This window comes from Terriglobia bacterium (assembly GCA_020073495.1).
GTDB lineage: Bacteria > Acidobacteriota > Terriglobia > Terriglobales > Acidobacteriaceae > JAIQFD01.
In genome coordinates, this window is sequence record JAIQFD010000002.1 from 77,487 (window position 1) to 97,937 (window position 20,451).

The following is a 20,451-nucleotide window of genomic DNA, read 5'->3' on the forward strand; positions in this document are numbered from 1 at the left end:
GCACGTCTTCATCACTTATGTTGGTAAATGATGTCGTCGATGATGCCGTACTCCTTGCTCTGCTGCGCATTCATGATGAAGTCGCGCTCGACGTCTTTTTCGACTTTGTCGAGGCGCTGGCCGGTGTGCTTCGCAATCAACTGATTCGTTATTTCGCGCATGCGGAGGATCTCGCGCGCGTGGATATCAATATCGGTGGCCTGGCCGGAGAGGCCGCCCATCGACGGCTGATGGATCAGGATGCGCGAGTTGGGCAGCGCATAGCGCTTGCCCGGCGCGCCGGCGCAAAGCAGCAGCGCGGCCATCGAGGCCGCCTGGCCGATGCAGATGGTGGTGACGTCGGGGCGGATGAACTGCATGGTGTCGTAAATGGCCATGCCCGAGGTGATGGAGCCGCCCGGAGAATTGATGTACAGCGCGATGTCTTTTTCCGCGTCCTCGGCTTCCAGGAAGAGGAGCTGGGCAATGATCAGGTTGGCGATCTGGTCATCCACGGGCGTGCCGAGAAAAATGATGTTGTCCCGCAGCAGCCGCGAATAGATATCGTAGGCGCGCTCGCCGCGGGCGGTCTGCTCGATGACCATTGGCACCAGGGCCATATGCTCCCTCATTTCAACTGCCTACACTTCGTTCGCCGACACCCCGGCCACACACTTCCAGGGCTGGGGGAGGGCGGACGCAGGCCGCATCATGCCGGCCTGCTGTACAAGAACTCGAGTGTCTTCTCGCTGCGGATCCTATCGCGGATTCTATCCAGCGCTCCATCACGTGTCAAACGAGCGCGGACCGCTTCCGCCGGCTGCTTGGACTGAGTGGCCAGGGCCTGCACTTCTTTCTCCAATTCCTCGGCGGAGACCTCGATCTTCTCCGCGTCGGCGATGCGCTCCAGGATGAGCGAGGCCTTCACTTCCTTCACCGCGTTCTCGCGCTGACCGGCGCGCAGACGGGTGAAATCCATCTTCTTCATGTCCTCGGGACGCATGCCCTGGGCGGCCAGCGCCCGCAGTCCGCGCTCCAGCCGCAGATCGATCTGGCGCTCGACCAGGGCTTCGGGGACGGGAAAATCGTTGCGCCGCACCAGCTCGTCCATCAGCTTGTCCTTGGCTTCGTGCTCGGCGTGATGCTGCTTCTCGTGCTCCATCTGGTCGCGGACCTTTGCCTTCAGCTCGGCCAGGTCCTTGAACTCGCCCACTTCCTTGGCGAAGTCGTCGTTGATGTCGGGCAGGTTCTTCTGCTTGATGGCCTTCACCTGGACGGTGTAGCTCATGGTCTTGCCGCGCAGGCGCTCGTCCTGGAAGTCGGGGGCGTAGGTGACGTCGAAGGTGCGCTCGTCGCCGGCGTTGGCGCCGCGCAGGTTCTCCGTGAACTCCTTGACCGTGCTCTCCCCGCCGATCTGCACCAGGACGTCGTCCAGGTTGGAGGGCTTGGCGTCCTCGGTCTCTTCCTTGGGCCGGCTCTCCAGCGAGACTTGGGCGAAGTCGCCGTCCTGCAGCGGGCGTCCCTCGATGGCCGCGAAGCTGGCGTGCTGCTCCTGGAGCTGCTTGAGATATTTTTCGACCTCTTCGTCGCTGACCGCGATCTCCGGCTTCTCGGCGCGCACCTCTTTATATCCGGCGACTTCGATGGGGGGCAGGACTTCGAAGGTGGCCTTGAAGCGCAGCGGCTGGCCTTCTTCCAGCTTGAGGTCGGTGACCTTGGGCTGGGAGACCACGGTCAGGCCCTGCTTCTCCACCTCCTGGCGGAAATACTTGGGCACCAGCTTGTCCACGACCTCGGACTTGATGTCCTCGGCGAAGCGGGAGCGGATGACGCTGGCCGGCACCTTGCCGCGGCGGAAGCCGGGCAGGCGCGCATGCTTGGCGAATTGCAGGAGGGTGGCGTCGGTTTCTTTCTTGACGATGTCGGCGGGGATCTCGACCGCGATCTCGCGCTCGCAACTCTGTTCTTTGGTCTCGGGGCTCACTCTAGAGGTTCCTTCCTAAGGTGGGACAATCCTTGATTTTAAGGGAGGGAAGGGAAGGAGGGCAAACGGGGGAGCGAAGGCCTGCGCGAGATTCCTACGTTTCGGAACAGAACGGCACTACTGTATGGTGTCGGGAATGCGGCGAAGAAATCCCACGACGTCGCGAAATTCGTTTTCTATGTGTTCGGGCTTAAGCCGGTCTCCTACATAGCTAGCCACTCGCGCCTTCCACCCATCCCCATTGAGTGCAGCCGTAATCTTCGACACGACGGGCTCGTCTTCGTTCAATGTGAGTTTTTCCAGGTTGATTTCCGGGTAGAAGGACTGCAGGGCCGCCTTGAGCAAATCTTTCGGATACAAGTCTTCAATATCGCAGTCTCGCGCGGCCCGTAAAGTTTCCTTATCAAGTATCTTGCAATTATCCCGATCAACTTTACGTGCGTTTATTACTTCTTCGGCTTCGGCCTGAGCATTCTTATCCAGCAAGAGAAATGCTGGAATTCCCGCGTCCTTCGCAGCCTCTAACCAGACGCTCAGGTGATACTTGGACTTAGACTTGCCCCTTAAAGGCATAATCTTAACGTTAGTGAAGTCCAGACGAGCTTTTTCCACTAACGATGGAATAAATACCTCTTCCGACCGGCCCTCAACAAACAACACTTCATTGGCGAAGAAGAAATCGCTGGGTCTGATACCCAATTCGAAAAGGACTTCACGTAACTGGTCGTTCTCCAGACGCGCAACCTTTGTTTGCTTTCCCTCGCATCGGGTAAGCCACGTGTTATTGAGGAACGCCTTATCCACGAAGACTGGAGAATGGGTTGCGACAAAAATTTGCCAGTCGCCAGCTACCCTGCGCAGATACTTGAAGAGCTTGCGTATGTAGTCGTGGTGTAAACGTGTTTCCGGCTCCTCCATGCCGTAGAAATACTTGTGGGGTTGGTGGAACTGCCGCATGAGGATGAGTAACGCTTGGTCACCGCTCCCGCTAAATTCAAGCGGCAGCGCCAGGTCCCGGTGGCGGAATTCGATCTCCGTTCCCCTCACTTGCAAGCGACGTCCGGAAAATCTCTCGAAATCGTCTGCGTACTCATTCCATAGTTCCTCCTTCGCCCGATCCTTCTCAAGGGCCAAGGTTGTGAAAAACGTCTTGCTTTCCGCGTCCAAAATCGCCGCACGTGCCGGGGCTGCAGGACGTTCTGTGGATTCACGGGGGCCGCGAATCATCTTGAACTGGTTCTTCAGTTCGGTGGTAAGACACTTGAGTAGAGCCTGAGCGGCTTCCGGTTCAAGTGGCCCCTCGGTACTTACTTGGACTCCGACAACTGCCGGCGTTCCTTCTGGATTTGCCTGAGGTACGTTCGTGAGGACTCTCTTGAAAACGATTTTCCCGTCTGCCAAATGGAACACATTCTCGAGAGTTATTTCGACATTCTTCCAGACCTTACCAACAATCTGTCTTCGAATCGTCAGTTTTCTGCCCTGCTGTGGAGGCGTGTCCAGCTTGAGGACGGCCAATACCTCTTTCGAGAAGATGCGATCTAGCCCATCCCATTCTTCTGCCTTCTCGACCTCGAGAACTACTCGCATATCGATAGGCGTGTTGGTGCGCTTATCAAACCACAGCTCTGGAGTTGCCTGTTTCTCGACGTCGGTTGTAAGGTTTAGGTCGGCGAAGAACAGTTCCAACGCCTCTAGAATGTTGGACTTACCTGAGCCGTTCCGACCGATGAAAATAACAAAGTCACCGAGGTTTTCTAGCTTTATGTGGCGCAAGGAACGAAAGTTGCGGATTTCGATTTCTCTGATTCTCAAGAGCAGCCTCCAGGGCTAGAAGCGGACCGTGGGAACCGAGGACTAACACACGCAAGACGCGCTGCATGGTCGGGGGCTGCAACGGCCAACGATTTACGCTTATCGCTACGAGGTGTCAATTATCGCGCCGGGGGCTGCGACGTCAAGCGCTAATCGAGAAAAGAACTCGGCGGTTGGCCCGGCCTCTCCGAGGTGTGGGTGGCCCAACCGCCGGGTTCTCAGTCGCATTTTGGCCGGTGTTGGGCACACCAATCCTCGACAGCGGGTAGATCAAAGATATGGAACTGAGTATTTGTCAATTCTCGCAATGCGAGGAATGCGGCAGCTACCGCGTGTGCATTGCCCGAATGGCGGATGACTTCCACTACCCCTTTCACGGTTGTTGGCGCTGGGGTAATCCAATTATCCAGCATCTTTTTTCGGGCCTCTCCAGAGGGCACCCCTTCGATGAGGACATTTTCGTAATCGGCCCCTATCATTCTGATGGTGGACTTGGCGTACTCTCGAACGGCTGGGTTCGGACTCTCCGCCTTCTTAGTCAACGTGTCGAGTGCAGGGCGAAACCCTAACCTGAGACGGGCACCCGCGTTAGAGATTTCGCCCGTCTCGGTGATTTGATCCTGGAGGATCTTCATCCTCTGGGCAAGATTTTGATTAATTTCGCGCTCAACGGCGGTGCCTACCTTCTCTTTTGCTGCGCGCTCAATCAATTGCTGCACGTTGCCCTTTTCAAACGCTTCGTCGATGCGTTTCTGAGCTTCAGAACGAGCGATTGTAGCCGCCTCGCTCTCAATCTTTGCAATCTGACGATCTGCGCCGCTCTTTGCTGCGGCGATGGCGTCGGTTGCTTCCGTTTTCACCTCCGAGACGTTTTTCCAGATCAACAATCCGACCGCTGCGAGCACGACGCCAATAGCGATGTATGTCAGCTTTACGAGTTTCTCGAAGTATGCATTCAGGCTTCTGTATTCGACTTCTGCCACAGAAGGCGCGGAGTGCTCCGTCGGGGTTTCTGGCGCGTTCCCGGTGTCAGCCATGTGCTGGCATTCTAGCGACTCAGGAGGGTGAAGGAAAGAACTGGCACCGGTGGTGGCCCTCGTTAAGAGGGAAGGCGGGCGGGTGGCCTGTCCTTCCAAGAATAAGCGTTCTCCATCCTTCCAGCTTCAGTTGGCCTGACTAATGAAAGCCTTCCAAGAGCCAACGTCGAAGTGTCGGAAATCCGAATCTTAGGCATCTCCAACACCAGTTGAAGTACCGATCTGGATAGTTGTCCCAGTACCCAGGCAGGACAGGACCGGGTCGGTTATTGAAGGCGAGATCGATCCAAACGAGAACGTAGAGAACCGGGTAAACGAACGGGTGAAGGATGAGGATAGCTATGCTAACCAATAGACCAACCCCCGCGAGCCACCACCAAATGTAAGCTACCCAAAGAGCACCCAATACGAGAACAACAACGAGTCGAAGCGCAAACCCGACCTGCTTCCGAAATTCCGGTACTCGGCTCTCCATAGGCTTTGAGCGCGATGCGCACCTCCTTTGCACGTGCGGTCCCGGAGCCCAATTGGCAGACTTCCGTATTCATAGACTCCCTACTTCGTGAGGATAAGGACGAAGAGCAATTTGTTCTGTTTTCGGAACAACGATGGGCGGGTGGCCCAGACACGTGAGAGGTGGCCCACACGAACGCAGCCCATGGAATCGCCGACATCGCCGGAATCGCCGGGAACGCCCCTTCGACTCCGCTCAGGGCAGACTGTGGCAGGCTACTTCCAGCCGCCGGCTGCGCGAGAGGTCTGTGGTCGGCCCTCGTCAAATCACCCCCTGAAATTCAAATGCCCCTGGCCTCTTCCTTTCGTCCCGGCCCGCCACTTTTCTTGCGTTTTCTTCTTCACCTCGTTCAGAAAGATAGCGAGGACACCCAGCAATTGGACAGATACAACCAGGAGAACCTCGTCCTCACGCCCTTCGCAAAGTCGGCTCCAGCTGCCCGCGAGAAACCAGAAAAAGAGCCAAGGTACGGCGAGTATCAAGAGTATGCCTGCCGCCTCATAGGAGGCTTGTCGCCAGTCTTCTCTGTCGGCTTCTAGCCATGGGTCAAGCCACATGCCTCCACCTCCAGTCGGTTCTAAACCTCACAAGGGCGGTGAGCAAGCCTTTTGGACAGTGGCGGGTGGCCCTCGATAAGAGCGAAGGCGTTGTCAAGAGACACGTAACCGGTTCGGTGCGCAAGCACCGAGTTGTTCGTCCGTGGAGTGAGGTCTGAAGCCGTCTGGCAGATTCCACGTTACGAATCATCCTGCGGTCGTTGCACCAACCATCGATTCGGGCCTGACTGCGCCCATGATTCTTCTATGCGGACATCCCGCCCTGGTGCGGGATGCGAGAGCGCCCAATCAACACCTACGGCCTAGCTTGCGCCGGCCAGGGCCACCCGCGGGCTGCTCTCGATGGCAACGCTCTCCGGATGCGGGTTCTTGTTTCTCAACATCCAGTAGAGCTTGACCGCCAACTTGCGCGCCGCCGCCACCTTGGCCACCTGTTTCGGGCGGCAGTGGCAGCGGTGCAGATAGTCGCGACGAAACTCCGGGTCGTAGCGAATCGCGGTATGCGCCGCCTCCACCAGCAGCATGCGCGTCATGCGGTTGCCCTGTTTGCTGATCGCTCCCAGCTTCTGCCGCCCCGCCGAACTGTGCTCGCGCGGGATCAGTCCCAGGTAGCTGGCCACCTGCTTGCCGCGCGGGAAGCGGGCGACGTCCCCGATGGTCAGCACGAAGGCCAGCGCCGTGTTCGGTCCCACTCCCGGCTGGGTCATCAGCAGACGGGCGCTCGGGTCCTGCTGGGCGGCCTCGGCCACCGCCCGATCCAGCGGTGCGATCTGCTGGTCCAACGAAGTCAACAATCGGAGCAGGTCTTCCCGCCGCCGCGCTGCCCAGGGCGCCAGCGGCAGCGCTCGCAGCGTCTCCATCCCGGCCTCGCTCCACAGCCTGCCTTTCTTCTGCACTCCCTGGTTCATCGCCAAGTGCTGCAGACCGTTCTTCACCCGGGCGCGGATCTCCACCAGCTTGTGGCGATGGATCAGCAACTGCCGCAAGTCGCGCGCCGCGCGGTCCGGCACCCACAACCGCGGAAAGCGCCCTTCCACCAGCAGCTTCAGGATGTGCGCCGCGTCCCGCCGGTCGGTCTTCTGTTTCCGCACGTAGCTGGCCCGGATCTGGGCCGCATCCCCGATCCACACCTCGTGCCCCAGCTCCGTGAGCAGGTCCTGCAGCCAGTGGCAGTTGCCCGTCGCTTCCATCCCAATCAGAGCCGCTCCCGTCAGCGACCGGTAAAATCGTTCCGCCTCGCCGTCGCCATGCACCAGCTTCCGCTCCCCCGTCTCCCCGCTCTCCGGGTCCAGCCAGCAAATATGTTCCCAGCTGGGATGAAAATCGCATCCTATAATCAGCATCGAAGGCTCCTTCTTCCCCAGCGTCTTCAGACCTCAATCCAAAGACACGCTAGGGTAACGTCGGAGCCTTCGCTCTTATCCAATCAACGCTTCGGACCCGGCTTAGAATAGTTTGAGGGGCTTCGGACGGAGGCCAAATGCAATACCAGCAACCGGCCATGTACAAGATCGTACCCAGCGGCGATTACCTGCACGTTATTTGCGAGAAATGCGGCGAGGCTTGCGAGCTTGATTTCAAAGGGATGGAACCCTCAGTGCCACTGATTGAGATCACCTGCCCGAAGTGCGGCACGTCAGGGGAATGGAAGCTGTGGCGCGGGGGCATGGGATTCTTCAGGATTGAAAAACGGCGCGCCAGGAAAGCAAATTAGTGCGGAAGCCCGGCGGGTGGCCCAGGGGCGCTTACGCATACGGCAAAACCAGGTAGTGGTGCAGTTTGACGTGGCGGGAAGTCGTGGGAGGTGACAGGATGGTCCCATGCCCAAAAAGAAAATGCCCGCCAAACGGGGCAAGCGGGCGCTGGCCTGGCTGGAATCGTCCGGCTTCATCGGCTGGAGCTGTAAGGGCTGTTGGTGGCTACGCCCGTCCCGAAGCTTTCTAGCTGCCGCCAAAACGCCCTCGCGGGACACTCAAGATGCATTCAATAAGCACGATTGCAATCGGTATCCGAAGCACGCGAAAAAGCGCAAGGACTCCAGCCAAGCCGCTGCGCCAATCGTTCCCGAAGCGACGAAGCACTAGGCCTTAAGTTCCTCCTCAAATCGTGGGAGGCCCAGACAAGTGAGGGGGTGCCCCACACGGGCGCAGCCCCTGGGATCGCCGGAATCGCCTGAATCGCCGGGAACGCCCCTTCGGCTTCGCTCAAGGCAGGCTAGAAACCGGGGCTGCCCTTCCGCCGCCCGCTGCGCGGGCTCCCGATTCCACGAATTCCTCTGTGCGCTCCGTGCCTCTGTGGTGAGATTTTCTTCGTGCCCTTCGTGCCTGCCCTTGTGTCCTTTGTGTTGAATCTTTGATTTTTCTAGTTCCTACCGCGTCCTCTGCGCCCTCTGCGGTGAAATGGTTGTCGGTCGTTTGCTGTGCGTGTAGTGCGTCTCTGTGGTGAGATTTCCTTCGTGCCCTTCGTGCCTGCCTTCGTGTCCTTCGTGGTGAGGCGTGTTGCCGACGACTTTTCTCTGCGCGCTCCGTGCCCCTGTGGTGAGCTTTTCTTGACCGCCGGCTCCGGATATACTTATAGCTCCCAGCTATTGCAAGAACTTTATTTTTCCTCCTCCTAACCCCCTGATTCCACACGTCTTTCCACTGCCCCATTCAGCGGACCTTCCTCTCCACAGTGCTACTCTGGATGTGTCGGGTGCATTTCCGCCCAGCTACTAGCTACCAGCTACTAGCTACTGCTCTTTGACATATCTGACATATTTCCGCCCCTAACTCCTTTGTTTCGACATATCGAGGGGGAGGGGGAGGGGGGCCTGATCTGTCGCGGCTCGCCTCTGCGTCTTCTCAGCGGCCTTTCTGATACTGCTCGACGAGTTGGCGGATGCGGATGGCGTCGGCCTTGGTATGGCCGTGGCTCAGGATAGGATTTGTCCCGCCGCTGGAATCGATGCGGATGTTCGACCAGAAGATCCCGGTGCTGATCTGCACCGAAGCCACCTTATCGATGGCGATGCTCTCTTCGGTCTGGCCGAACAACCTGGGCTTGATGCGCAGGACATGTTCCGGGTCCACCTCGATGCGGGTGGGGAAAATCAGATTTCCGTGGGTCAAGCGGCTGGCGGTGAAGCATTCGACGGGCATGAGCACCTTTTTATCCGAGTGCGCGCGGGATCGCAACCAAGATCGAGTGATTGGGTGATCGAGTGATCGGGGAATTGGAATGGCGAAAGGATCCCATCGCGCGGGCTACTCGCTGCGGAGGTCCACCACCAGCAGCGCACTGAGCAGGACGACGATCAGCACCATGGCGGCAAAAGATGCCGAGAGAAGTTGGTCTACGACGGTAAGCAGATCCACGGAGACCTCCGATCAACGAGTCACCGGCGAATTCATCGGCCGAGCCGGGTGGTCCCGTTCAGCTCGAGAAGGGAAGCAACACATGCCGCCAGCAGCGACAGGCAGGAGTACGTGGAGCCGAGGTAAACCGCCTCGTGGAGCGCCGTCACCAGGCGTGCCCCCACCGCCGACATCGGGACCCGGGTTCTGAGCAGCTCCAGCATGTGCCTTCCTGATGGCGTAAACCCGGAGATTGCGCAGAAAATGTAAAGATTTGTAATCCTGGCGGGTGAGCCACCCCGGAAGAATCGCCGGGACCGCCGGGATCGGGGGATCGGGCCAACGGTTCATGTGGGAACGCTACCGCGGAGCGGCGCCAGTCGGTGTGGTCGCACGTTTTCCGCGAGCTGCGATGCGCGCGGCGGCGCGGAAGACGTCGAGCAGCATCTTTTCGGTCAGCTTGCCCGTATTGGTGTTCTGCAAGGACGGATGGTAGGAGCAAAGCAGCGTCACGCCGTGGGGCAGACGATAGCGCGCGCCGTGGGCGAAGGTGAGGCCACTGCGGGAGTTGAGCACGCCGGCGCGCTTCAGCGCAGCCAGGTAGCGGTCGAAGGCGATCTTGCCCAGCGCGACCACCACCGTGACCTTCTTCAGGCCGGCAAGTTCGCGGTCGAGGAAGGGCGCACAGTTGGCCAGCTCCGTGGGCGTCGGCTTGTTGCCGGGAGGAGCGCAGCGGGCCACCGCGGTGATAAACAGATCCTTTAACTTCAGCCCATCATCTTTATGTGTCGCAGCAGGTTGGGAGGCGAAGCCAGCGCTGTGCAGGACGCGGTAGAGGAAGTAGCCGGAGCCGTCGCCGGTGAAGGGGCGTCCGGTACGGTTGGAGCCGTGGGCGCCGGGAGCGAGTCCGAGGACGAGCACGCGCGCGTCCGGGTCGCCGAAGCCCGGCACGGGCTTACCCCAGTAATCCCAGTCCATGTAGGCGCGGCGCTTCTCGCGCGCGACCTTTTCGCAATGCCGGCGCAAGCGCGGGCAGAGCTCGCAAGCGACGATCTCGCGGTTGAGATGGGTGAGCCAGGAGGGCATTGGCTTCATTGTATGCGGGAGATCGGAGAAATGGAGGAACGGGATCTCAGCGTCGTGACTCGGGGACGACCGCTAGACCGCCCTGGGTTAGCCGGGGCTCCCGAACCGGGCACGGATATTTTGCCAATCAGGTACAAAACTGGTAGTGTTGTGCCGCCTTTGCGCTTCGATTCCTGACCTGCATAGACACGCGAGAAGCGATCTCGCCCTGCCTGACTCGTCGAAAAGAACGCAATGTCAGTCCCACACTCGGAAGGAACATCGAAATGAAGAACATCTATGTTGGCAATCTCGACTACAACGTCAATGAGGAACAACTGCGGGCTGCGTTCGAGGCGTACGGGCAGGTGGACAAGGTAACCCTGATCCGCGACCGGGACACCGGCCAGCCGCGGGGCTTCGGCTTCGTGGAAATGGCGGGCGACACCGAGGCGGGGAATGCGATCCAGGGCCTGAACGGCTCGCAACTGGGCGGACGCGCGATCACGGTCAACGAGGCGCGGCCGAGGCTGGAACGCAGCGGCGGAGGCGGCGGCGGTGGCCGTCGCGAGGGCGGCTTCGGCGGCGGCCGGGGCGGATTCCGCGGCGGGCGCGGACGCTAGTAAATCCCGGCGCACTCGTCAGAAACTATCCATCGTCAACCCAGGGCTACGGCTCTGACCCATCATAAATCGCGACCCTGAATCCAGGGCCTCGCTCTTTTTCCGCATTCTCGACGCGCTCCAGGGCGATCACGGCTGCCCACTGTCCTTTTCTTTCCTGCTGCCAGACGATGCGCCCGCGGAGTGCGCGCGCGATGAGCCCGGGCGGCAGATCGCGGTGATAATCGAAATACGGTTCTTGGGTGCGCTCCCACCAGCGCAGCAGCGCGGGCTGCGAGGGCGCCTCGTACTTCGTAGAGAAGACGTAGGCGACGTCGAACAGGGAAGTGTCGTGGGCGGCGCGCGCGATCTGGGGCGCGGAGAAGTCCTCGACGGGCACGACGGGGACAGCGGATTTCACGTATCCCAGATACGGTTTCTCCAGCTCATTCGTCGCCGGCCAGGCGGTGAGCACGCGCGCAGTCGCGTGATGCGCCGACAGGAAGTCCGCCGCCGACTTGTGCAGCAGGACGTAGTCGCGGTAGGCGAGGTTGTCCTCCATGGGGAAGCGGTAGGGCGGATTGACGAACAGTCCCAGCAGAAAAGCTGCGCAGACCAGAGCGATGATGGCCGGCCATCCACGCACGCGGCGGCGCAGCGTGGAAACGCAAAGGATGATGACCAAGGGGACGGCCATCAGCATGTAGCGCGCCAGCACCGCGCCTCCGATCAGCGAGAGGGCGAAGACGTGGGCGAGGACGACGAGCGCGAAGATGGCCTGGATGTGCGGCAGGATCCTGGGACGCGTGACCGGCCCGACAGCGGCCGCGGGCTCGGGCAGCGGTGGCAGCATCATGGCCAGAGCGCCCGCGACCGTCAGCACGAACAGGTTCATGTATCCGGTCACCTGCCACAGGCGGCGCAAGGTGGCGAGCAGGATACGAACGGGCTGAAGCGTGGCAGAGACGTTGTAGCGGAAGAATTCCGGGTTGCCGAAGACATAGCCGGTGCGGTGATAGTGATAGGCGAACCAGGCGGAGAGCACGGCTGAAGGGACCAGGAGCAAGGCGAGCGACTCCCACCCGGCACGCTGCCGAGGCGCAATGGCGGAGCGAACGCGTCCCAAGCGTTCGGCCATCCACCAGCCGATCTCCCACAATGCCAGCGTGACCGGAACGAGGACAGCAGTCTCCTTGGCGAGCACCGCCAGGGAAAAGGCGGCAACGCAGGGGACGCGGCGGTCCTCGATGAAGAAGGCCAGGCCCCACAAGCCGAGCGCGGCTGCGGCTATGTCCACGTGGGCCATCGAGCTTTGGGCGAAGAAAACGGGATAGAGCGCGGTGCAGAGGGTGGCCGCGACGGCAACCCCTGGGTTCATGACGGAGTGCGCAAGGCGAAAGACCGCAGTCAGCCCCAGCGCGGCGAGAAGCAGCATCGCAGTACGAGTGACCGCGGGTACGAAGCCGGAAAGCTTCCACCAGAGGGCCAGCCAGGCCATGACCAGCGGCGGGTGGGCGTTGCTGGGGACGCTGTGCGGGATCAGAGCGCCGGTCTGGAGGAGGTCGTGCGCGGCGGGAACGTAGTAGCCCGCTTCGTCCCAATAGTAGGGCAGGCGGAGCAGGGGCGCGTGCGCGAGGAAAATCGCGCAGAAGATCAGGGCAAACGTGGAGACGAGGGGAAGAGAGCGAGCGCGCAAGAGTTTCCAGCTTCTCGTTTCTAGTTTCTCGACAAATCCCGTCGCACCGAAGTATCCCCTCAGTTCACCACGCCGGGCTGGGCCAGGCGAGGATCGAGTTTGATCTCGCCGAACGTCTTCTCGTAATTGACGACATTCTGCTGCAGGATGGTGAGCAGCGCCTTGGCCTGCTGCGGGCTGAGATAGACACCCTGGAAATTGGTGATCTCGACCGCGGTGGGCGTCTGCTGCTGCAGCGTGCCGAAGACCAGGAAGAAGTCCCAGACGCTGACGCGGATCTGGACGCTGTTGGAATAGCCTTCGCGATAGTCGCTCGTGTTCTTCAGAGTGATGTTGGGCTGCGGGGGCATGGTCATAGTCATGATTCCTTCGCGCAAGAGTGTAACTCGCCGGGGGTGAAGAATGCTGGGACGAATGGCTGCCCGGGGCCCCTGGATTGCGCTAGACTTTGTATATGCACCGCCGGGTGGTCATTGCCGTATTGGCCGCCGCGCTCCTGGTTCCCACTCTCGAAGCGCAGATGAGGGGCGTTTCCGCGCGAGGTCCGGTGCACGTGGCCCCTCGCATGGGGCCGGCAACCCGGATGATGGGTGCTCCGCGCAGGGCCGGAGCTCCGGCCGGTTTCGGGTTCAGAACGTCACCCGGATCCCGCCATGGTCCCATCATCGTGAATCGTGGGTTCCGCAATTTCCACCGCCACCGATTCATCCTTAACAGTGGCTGCTTCAACGGCGCATTCTTCGATCCCTTCTGCCGCAGCCAGTTCTTCGTGGCGCCGCCCATCTTCTGGCCCAGCTTTGACTACGGGATGCAGGCTTACCCCGTGGCGCAGCAAGTGCCGGCCGCCAACTACGACGACAGTGCGCTGCGGGTGCAGATCGAGAGGCTCACCGACGAAGTCGATCGGCTCAGGGAAGAGCAGGCCGCGCGCAACAATCCACCTTCGCCGCCCGTCGAAGCGCGCCCGACCCGCGCCGAACCGCCCACCATCCTGGTCTACCGCGACGGCCACCGCAGCGAGATCCAAAACTACGGCATCGTCGGGCAGACGCTCTGGATCTTTACTGAGCGGCACGCGAAGAAGGTCGCTCTCGGCGACCTCGATGTGGAAGCGACGAAGGCGGCGAACGAGGAACGCGGGGTGGGGTTCGTACTGCCGGAGCGGCACTAGAGCGGACGCTCACCTACCCGCCGGCAATGGCCCCGATGATCAAAAAGGGCTCCGTGCCCGAGGCGACCACCTCGGGCAGCGGAGTGTCCGGCGATTCGAGCGACCAATCCTCTTCGCACACATAGAATCGGAGGAAGTCTCTGCGTTTCAGGGTTACGTGGTCGCGGATGGTACCGCGCAGCATGGGGTACTTCGCCTCGAGGGCGTCAAGCACCGAGCGTTGCGTGATCTGACCGGCGACCTCGAGCTTCACCTCGCCCTCGACCTTCGCGAGCGTCCGCAGGTGCGCCGGGAGTATGACCCGGATCATGGCAGCGCCTGGGCCTCGACGGAGAGCACGGCGGGAAGGTCGCGAACGATCGCGGTCCAACTGTCTCCGCCATTGGCCGACGCGTACACCTGCCCGCCGGTGGTGCCGAAATAGACGCCGCAGGGATCGAGCGTGTCGACGGACATGGCGTCGCGCAGCACGTTCACGTAGCAGTCGCGCTGCGGCAGTCCCTTGCTCAGCGGCTCCCACTCGTTGCCGCCCTTGCGGCTGCGGTAGACGCGCAGCTTGCCGTCGGGCACGAAGTGCTCCCCGTCGCTCTTGATGGGGACCACGTAGATGGTCTCGGGCTCGTGCGCGTGGACGTCGATCACGAAGCCGAAGTCGGTGGGCAGGTTGCCGCTGACCTCGTGCCAGTTGTCGCCGGCGTCGTCGGTGCGCAGGACGTCCCAGTGCTTCTGCATGAAAAGCACGCCCGGGCGCGAGCGGTGCATGGCGATGCGGTGCACGCAGTGGCCGACCTCGGCGTTCGGGTCGGGGATGTATTGGGAACGGAGCCCGCGGTTGATCGGCTTCCAGGTCGCGCCGGCGTCGTCGGTGCGGAACGCGCCCGCCGCTGAAATGGCGATGTACATCCGCTTGGGATTGCTTGGGTCCAGGATTATGGTGTGCAGGCCCATGCCACCGGCGCCCGGCGACCACTTGGGTCCTGTGCCGTGGCCGCGCAGACCCGCGAGTTCGTGCCAGGTCGTGCCGCCGTTTGTCGAGCGGAAGATGGCGGCGTCCTCGACACCGGCATACACAGTGTCGGGGTCGGTAAGCGAGGGCTCGAGATGCCAAACGCGCTTGAACTCCCACGGGTGCTGGGTGCCGTCGTAAAACTGATGGGTGGTCAGAGGCTTGCCGGTCTCTTTCGATGTGTCATAGACGAATTTATTGCTTTGCCCGGCAGGCGGCCCGCCGGGCTCCGGCATCTTTTCGCCTCCGGGCGTCTCCCACGTCTTGCCGCCGTCGCTGGAGCGCTGGATGATCTGGCCGAACCAGCCGCTGGTCTGAGATGCGTAGATACGGTTCGGGTCGACGGGCGAACCTTTCAGGTGGTACAACTCCCAGCCCGCAAAGAGGGGGCCGCTGATGTCCCATTTGTCGCGCTTTCCGTCCGACGTAAGGATGAATGCGCCCTTGCGCGTGCCAACCAGGACTCGTACTCCGCTCATGTGTTTCTCCTTCTCATCAGTATTCAAGTGGGCGCAGAAGCGTCCGTCCTCTCTTACTCAATCGCCTTCGGATCCCGCATCGAAGATGATGGCGATATGCGAGCCCTGTCGGGGAGCACGATCGTGCTCCCCGACAGCCAAGCTCGGTCCCTGGTGATCGTGAGTTGGTTTAGGCGGCCTTTGCGACCTGGGCCCGCCATTGCTTCATGAATTGGCGCATAGCGGCGATATGGCCCGGAGAGCGGGTCTCGATCCAAGTCTCATATCGCTGCGCTGCCTTTTCCGTGTGCGCGAGGAACTGTTGGCTCACCCACTGTTGACGGGTTTGGGCCAGGATGGGCCGCACCCGCTCGAAGACCCCGAAGAATTCTCCGCTGGTCTCGAAGAACAGGTCCTCGTGCAGCAGCCCGTAGTTGAGCAACGCGCAGGCTTGCTCCCAGTAGCTGAGCACCATCATGACGAAGGTGCCGTTCTCCGTTCCGGGAGCCGCGATCTTCATGGACTCCTCTACGGTCTCCGGAAAGTAATTCTTGAAGAACCAGTCGCGGGCTTGGCGCAACCGGGCCTCGCGGCGCTGTTCGAAGACTTGCAGGTGGAGTTGTGCTTGTTCGTGCGTAGGTTTGGATTCCATGGTCTTTGTCTCCTTTTCTCTTCTATGAGTCGGCTAGGTTGAGTTTTGAGTCGCCAGGCTCCATCCGGGAAGCGCGCAAGCGCACGCTCGCGGATGAGAGTTCAGGCCCCACATCGGACAAATCATGGCCACTGCCAGCCCCCGGACCTGGGGAGCAGCGGGAGCGGGTCCCTGTCCCGCCAGCGCCGCCGGACTTCCGCGAGCACCTGTTCCCGATCCATCGCGAGTTTCTCGATGAGGGCGCAATTTGCTCCCGAGTTTTCGTGCCGAGCCCCCCAAATAAGCAAGTCCAACAGCAGCGGCGCGAGATCGATGCCTTTTTCAGTCAGGCGGTAATGAGCCCTTCGCCGGTCCTTCACGTCCGCCGCCGCCGTGATGATGCCGGCCGCTTCAAGCCTCTTTAGACGCTCCGAGAGGATATTCGTCGCAATCCGTTCGCCCGACTGCTGGAATTCCTTGAAGGTCCGGAAGCCGCGCACCATCAAGTCGCGGATGATCAGCAGCGACCAGCGGTCTCCGAATACCTCGAGGGAGATACTCACCGGGCAGCCGGAACGTCGTTTTAGCTTAAGTTTCCCGCCCACATTGGGAGACACGATACCAGCATGACTTGCAATAAGCAAGTCATCTGAAGGTGAGAATTGTGGATTTCAGATTGCAGATTTGGAGTGAACTAGGGGTGGTGCGAAAGGGGGATTTGAGCCCCCGCGGGTTTCCCCGCCAGATCCTAAGTCTGATTTTGGGTCGCGCAGGCAAACGCACGGAATTGCGCGGCGTGACAGGGTCCATCAGTCACGGGTTCGCTTGGCGCACAGGGCTGCGTCCAGACGCACGGAATCTGAAAACGAACAGCCACCACTTTACGCTGCGAAGCAAACCGACCCGGACTAGAGCGGGAGCGGGTTTTCCCAGTTGACATGCGGCGCAAAGAAAAGCAAACTTCCGCCACTGTCCGCAGACTTCCTACAGGCATACACGCGGTGGAACCTGCCGAGTCCTGAAGCATCGGCCTGTTGACGCATGGACGACCCAAGAAAGCTACCTCCAGATCCGGATGGCGCGACGTATGTCCCCGAGGCGGTGCAGACCCCGATCCCGAGCTCGGCGGCAGACGCGCCCACCCTGGTACCGGCGGGCGGCGGTGCGGGTGCTGCACCCGCCCGCGCCCTAGACCCATCCATCGCGCCCCCACCGACCTTGAAACCGGGCGCAGTGCTGGCCGGGCGCTACGAGATCGTGCAGGTGCTGGGGGAGGGCGGCATGGGCGCCGTCTACAAGGCGCGCGACAACGCACTCGACCGCCTGGTCGCGCTCAAGGTCATCCGGCCGGAGCTGGCCGGCAATCCCGCCATCCTGCAACGCTTCAAGCAGGAGCTGATCCTGGCGCGGCAGATCACGCACCGCAACGTCATCCGCATCTACGACATGGGCGAAGACCTGGGGATGAAGTTCATCACCATGGAGTTCGTCGAAGGCCAGGACCTGCACCACATCCTCAAGGAGCGGGGCAAGCTGCCGCCGGCGGAGGCGGTGGAGATCATGCAGCAGGTGTGCCGCGCACTGGCGTCGGCGCACGCCGAAAACGTCATCCACCGCGACCTGAAGCCGCAGAACATCATGCGCGACACGCAGGGCCGCATCCTGGTGATGGACTTCGGGCTGGCGCGGACGGTGGAGTCGTCCGGCATGACCCAGACCGGCGCCCTGGTGGGCACCATCGAGTACATGAGCCCGGAACAGGCGCTGGGCAAGGACCTGGATGCGCGCTCCGACCTGTTCTCGGTGGGGCTGATCATCTACGAACTGCTCACGGGCAAGATGCCCTACAAGGCGGACAGCGCCATCGCCAGCCTGATGAAGCGCAACCAGGAACGGGCGGTGCCGGCGTCGCAAGTGGACGCGGACGTTCCGGAGGGGCTGAGCGCGATCGTCAGCAAGTGTCTGGAGCGCGATCCCAAGGACCGATATCAGAAAGCGACCGAAATCCTGCACGACCTGGACGTGTGGCGGGGCGGTGGACGGGTTGTGTACAAACCCAAGCCGCCGGGCGTGCTCGAAGGGGCCAAGCATGCCAAGCCGTGGAAGTGGATGATGATCAGCGCGTTCGGCATCGCGCTGGCGTTCGGGATGAAGTATGCCAAGCGGATCACCGGTGGCGGAGAGCACTCCACCCAGGAGGCGGCGTCGGGCCCGGTGGTGTCGGTCGCGATCTTGCCGTTCCGGAACGCCTCGAGCGATGGGTCGCTCGACTGGCTGGGCCCAAGCCTGGCGGACATGCTGACCACCGACGTCGGCCAGTCGGCACAATTGCACCTGGTTTCCCAGGACAGACTGCAGCAGATCGCAAAAGACTTGAAGATCCGCACCGATGAAGGTGTCGATCCTGCCACGGCACGGCGCCTCGCCGACTTCAGCAGCGCAGAGACCGTTATTTCCGGGCAATTCGTCAAAGTAGGGGAGCAGATCCGTATCGATGCGACGCTGCGCGACATCAAGCGGGACCGTTCGACCACGCTGAAGGCAGAGGCGCCGAACGAAAAGGAGCTGCTGGCGGCGGTCGGACAGTTGGCACAGCAGATCCGCGACACTCTGGGGTCGGGCGAAGCGGCCAAGTCGATCCGCGGAAAGGTCTTTGCGCCGTCGTCGAAATCCGTGTCGGCAGTCCGCTACTTCAACGAGGGACTGCAGCTTGCGCGACAGGTCGACAATCTGAAAGCCCGCGAGCGCTTCGAGGCCGCGACCAAGGAGGACCCGGAGTTCGCCCTCGCCTACTCCAAGCTGGCGCAGACATTGTCGGCCCTGGGCTACGACAGCGAGGCGGAGACGGCCTCGCGCAAGGCTGTGGACCTTAGCGACAAGCTCGACGAGCGCGAACGCTATCTCATCCAGGCGAATCACGCGCGCATCACCAACGACAACGCCAAGGCGATCCAGGCGTACGAGAACCTGGCGCAGGTCGCGCCCGACGATCTCGACGTGCAGTTCACGCTCGGCGGCCTCTACGAGTCCACGGGAGCGTTCGACAAAGCCAAGCTGCACTACGGCAGGGTGCTGGCGCAGGATCCGAAGTATGTGGACGGGCTGCTGGCGACCGGGCGGACCGAGATCAAGAGCGGCAATCCCCAAGGGTCCCTCGACTACTTGAGTAAGGCGCTCAATCTGGCGGTGCAGTTCGACAACCAGGAGGAGAAAGCGAACATTCTCCAAGCGACGGGGATCGCATACAAGCTCATGGGCCGGCCCGAAGATGCGCTCAGCAATTACCAGCAGTCGCTGGAGATCAAGCGGAAGATCGGTCAGAAGCGGGGAATGGCCGCGAGTCTCGACCAAATTGCACAAGTCCAAAACCGGCTGGGACACGCGCGTGAAGCGCAGCAGGCTTACGAGGAATCACTGCGGATCCGCCGAGAAATCGGGGACAGGAAGGGAATTGGGGATACTCTCATCGATGTGGCCCAGTTCTATGAAGATCGTGGTCAACACGATCAAGCACTGAAGCTGTACAAACAGTCCTTGCAGGCGCAGAGAGAGGTCAGTGATGAGGCAAAGCAGGCTCTCTGTCTGGATTCTATCGGCAACGTCTACCTAGCTAAGGGCGAATACGAAGACGCGCGGACCAATTACGAGCAGGCGCTTCAGATAAGAGAGAAGCTGAAGGCTCCGGAACTCGCAGAGACGCTCCACAACTTGGGCGAGACCGCGAACAAGATGGGGCAGTTCGACCAGGCGCTGAAGTCGTATATGCGCGCCCTGGACCTGCAGCGCAGTGCGGGGAATACACGCGACGCGGCCATCGAGTCGTACAGCCTAGGGACGGTGTTCGGGTACCAGGGCCGTTTCGGTGCGGCACTGAAGGCCAAGCAGGAGGCGCTGAAGACGTTCCGCGATTTGAAGGACCGCAGCCCATGGATGGCGGAGATCCTGGCGGGCTACGGCGAGGCCCTGGCGGAGGTGGGAAGAAGCAGCGACGCGCGCGGAGCTTTGGAGGAATCGCTGGCGCTCTCCCGCGAGATCCAGAATGACGCCGCCGCGGCCATCGCGCTCGACGCGCAAGGCGATATGGCCATGGCGAATGGCGACAACCGCGGCGCTCGCTCATCGTACGAAAAAGCGCTGCAAGCCGCCGTCCGCGCCAAGGACCGCGAGCACGCGCTCGCGGCCAAGGTGCGGCTCGCCCATGTCGATATTCGTGAAGGCCGCCCCCAAGCGGCGATCGCCGCGTTACGATCTCTGGGCCCGGAGGCGGACACCATGGGTTTGAAATATCTCTCGGTGCGCTGCGCGGTCGAGCTCGGTGAGGCCTACCTGGCGGCGAAGGACTATGCGAAAGCGCGGCAGGAACTGGAGCGCGCCACCGGGCGGGCGGAGAAGCTCGAAGCCCGCGCCCTGATGGCACGCAGCGAGTTTGGCATCGCGACGGCGCTGCGGCTGCAGAACCACGCGGCCGATGCCGCCCTGCACTATCGCAAGGCGGTCCGGCTGCTCGATGAGATCAAGACGGATGCGGGCCCGGACGCCATCGCCAAAGACCAAGAGCTCAATGGCATCTACGCAGACGCGAGCAAGTTGATGTGATCGGC

General features: G+C 61.3%; 19 protein-coding genes. 5 read left to right on the forward strand and 14 right to left on the reverse strand.

The genetic code is table 11. From position 1 onward, the window contains the following. Positions 1-11: 11 nt before the first annotated feature. From clpP to LAN37_04145, 5 genes are all read right to left on the reverse strand, one after another. A complete protein-coding gene (clpP, locus tag LAN37_04125) occupies positions 12-599 on the reverse strand; it encodes an ATP-dependent Clp endopeptidase proteolytic subunit ClpP (GenBank protein MBZ5646393.1) in 588 nt (195 codons plus the stop codon). An 89-nt stretch (positions 600-688) separates the two neighbouring features. Next, the gene (tig, locus tag LAN37_04130; protein ID MBZ5646394.1) at positions 689-1,963 is read right to left on the reverse strand and encodes a trigger factor; all 1,275 of its coding nucleotides are present in this window, start codon (positions 1,961-1,963) and stop codon (positions 689-691) included. 117 nt (positions 1,964-2,080) lie between these two features. Beyond that, positions 2,081-3,778 (reverse strand): AAA family ATPase, encoded by a 1,698-nt coding sequence (locus tag LAN37_04135; GenBank protein MBZ5646395.1) that lies wholly within the window; start codon positions 3,776-3,778, stop codon positions 2,081-2,083. A 218-nt stretch (positions 3,779-3,996) separates the two neighbouring features. Next, on the reverse strand, positions 3,997-4,815 hold the full coding sequence (locus LAN37_04140) for a hypothetical protein (GenBank protein ID MBZ5646396.1): 819 nt from the start codon (positions 4,813-4,815) through the stop codon (positions 3,997-3,999). Between the two features lie 1,373 nt (positions 4,816-6,188). Then, positions 6,189-7,229, reverse strand: a complete 1,041-nt coding sequence (locus LAN37_04145) for an IS110 family transposase (GenBank protein ID MBZ5646397.1) — start codon at positions 7,227-7,229, stop codon at positions 6,189-6,191. Positions 7,230-7,366: 137 nt separating this feature from the next. Here LAN37_04145 and LAN37_04150 point away from each other — a divergent pair, with 137 nt between their 5' ends. Both LAN37_04150 and LAN37_04155 read left to right on the forward strand, forming a co-directional pair. Then, positions 7,367-7,600 carry a hypothetical protein gene (locus LAN37_04150; GenBank protein MBZ5646398.1) on the forward strand — a complete coding sequence of 78 codons (234 nt, stop codon included), beginning with the start codon at positions 7,367-7,369 and terminating at the stop codon, positions 7,598-7,600. Between the two features lie 106 nt (positions 7,601-7,706). Continuing rightward, positions 7,707-7,970 (forward strand): hypothetical protein, encoded by a 264-nt coding sequence (locus tag LAN37_04155; protein ID MBZ5646399.1) that lies wholly within the window; start codon positions 7,707-7,709, stop codon positions 7,968-7,970. A 759-nt stretch (positions 7,971-8,729) separates the two neighbouring features. Here LAN37_04155 and LAN37_04160 read toward each other — a convergent pair. The 3 genes from LAN37_04160 to LAN37_04170 all read right to left on the reverse strand — a co-directional run bounded on the left by LAN37_04160 (position 8,730) and on the right by LAN37_04170 (position 10,307). After that, entirely contained in the window at positions 8,730-9,026 is a 297-nt protein-coding gene (locus tag LAN37_04160; protein MBZ5646400.1) for a hypothetical protein, read from the reverse strand. Positions 9,027-9,274: 248 nt separating this feature from the next. Then, positions 9,275-9,445 (reverse strand): hypothetical protein, encoded by a 171-nt coding sequence (locus tag LAN37_04165; protein MBZ5646401.1) that lies wholly within the window; start codon positions 9,443-9,445, stop codon positions 9,275-9,277. Positions 9,446-9,581: 136 nt separating this feature from the next. Then, positions 9,582-10,307 (reverse strand): uracil-DNA glycosylase, encoded by a 726-nt coding sequence (locus tag LAN37_04170; GenBank protein ID MBZ5646402.1) that lies wholly within the window; start codon positions 10,305-10,307, stop codon positions 9,582-9,584. Between the two features lie 266 nt (positions 10,308-10,573). Between LAN37_04170 and LAN37_04175 the strand changes: the two genes are divergently transcribed. Beyond that, positions 10,574-10,909, forward strand: a complete 336-nt coding sequence (locus tag LAN37_04175; GenBank protein ID MBZ5646403.1) for an RNA-binding protein — start codon at positions 10,574-10,576, stop codon at positions 10,907-10,909. 46 nt (positions 10,910-10,955) lie between these two features. Here LAN37_04175 and LAN37_04180 read toward each other — a convergent pair whose 3' ends face one another. Both LAN37_04180 and LAN37_04185 read right to left on the reverse strand, forming a co-directional pair. Then, positions 10,956-12,545, reverse strand: a complete 1,590-nt coding sequence (locus tag LAN37_04180) for a glycosyltransferase family 39 protein (GenBank protein ID MBZ5646404.1) — start codon at positions 12,543-12,545, stop codon at positions 10,956-10,958. 98 nt (positions 12,546-12,643) lie between these two features. Continuing rightward, the gene (locus LAN37_04185) at positions 12,644-12,940 is read right to left on the reverse strand and encodes a DUF3467 domain-containing protein (protein ID MBZ5646405.1); all 297 of its coding nucleotides are present in this window, start codon (positions 12,938-12,940) and stop codon (positions 12,644-12,646) included. A 98-nt stretch (positions 12,941-13,038) separates the two neighbouring features. Between LAN37_04185 and LAN37_04190 the strand changes: the two genes are divergently transcribed. Continuing rightward, positions 13,039-13,755 carry a hypothetical protein gene (locus LAN37_04190; protein MBZ5646406.1) on the forward strand — a complete coding sequence of 239 codons (717 nt, stop codon included), beginning with the start codon at positions 13,039-13,041 and terminating at the stop codon, positions 13,753-13,755. Positions 13,756-13,768: 13 nt separating this feature from the next. Here the strand turns inward: LAN37_04190 and LAN37_04195 are convergent, their stop codons facing one another. The 4 genes from LAN37_04195 to LAN37_04210 form a co-directional block, all read right to left on the reverse strand. Further along, positions 13,769-14,065, reverse strand: coding sequence for a MoaD/ThiS family protein (locus tag LAN37_04195; GenBank protein ID MBZ5646407.1), 297 nt, complete (start codon positions 14,063-14,065; stop codon positions 13,769-13,771). Continuing rightward, positions 14,062-15,240, reverse strand: coding sequence for an exo-alpha-sialidase (locus LAN37_04200; GenBank protein MBZ5646408.1), 1,179 nt, complete (start codon positions 15,238-15,240; stop codon positions 14,062-14,064). Before LAN37_04200 ends, LAN37_04195 begins: the two co-directional genes overlap by 4 nt. Positions 15,241-15,409: 169 nt before the next feature. Then, positions 15,410-15,871, reverse strand: a complete 462-nt coding sequence (locus LAN37_04205; protein MBZ5646409.1) for a hypothetical protein — start codon at positions 15,869-15,871, stop codon at positions 15,410-15,412. A gap of 122 nt (positions 15,872-15,993) precedes the next feature. Beyond that, the gene (locus LAN37_04210; GenBank protein ID MBZ5646410.1) at positions 15,994-16,353 is read right to left on the reverse strand and encodes a winged helix-turn-helix transcriptional regulator; all 360 of its coding nucleotides are present in this window, start codon (positions 16,351-16,353) and stop codon (positions 15,994-15,996) included. Between the two features lie 538 nt (positions 16,354-16,891). Here LAN37_04210 and LAN37_04215 point away from each other — a divergent pair. Continuing rightward, complete coding sequence (locus LAN37_04215; protein ID MBZ5646411.1) at positions 16,892-20,446, forward strand: tetratricopeptide repeat protein; 3,555 nt, start codon at positions 16,892-16,894, stop codon at positions 20,444-20,446. Positions 20,447-20,451 lie beyond the last annotated feature (5 nt).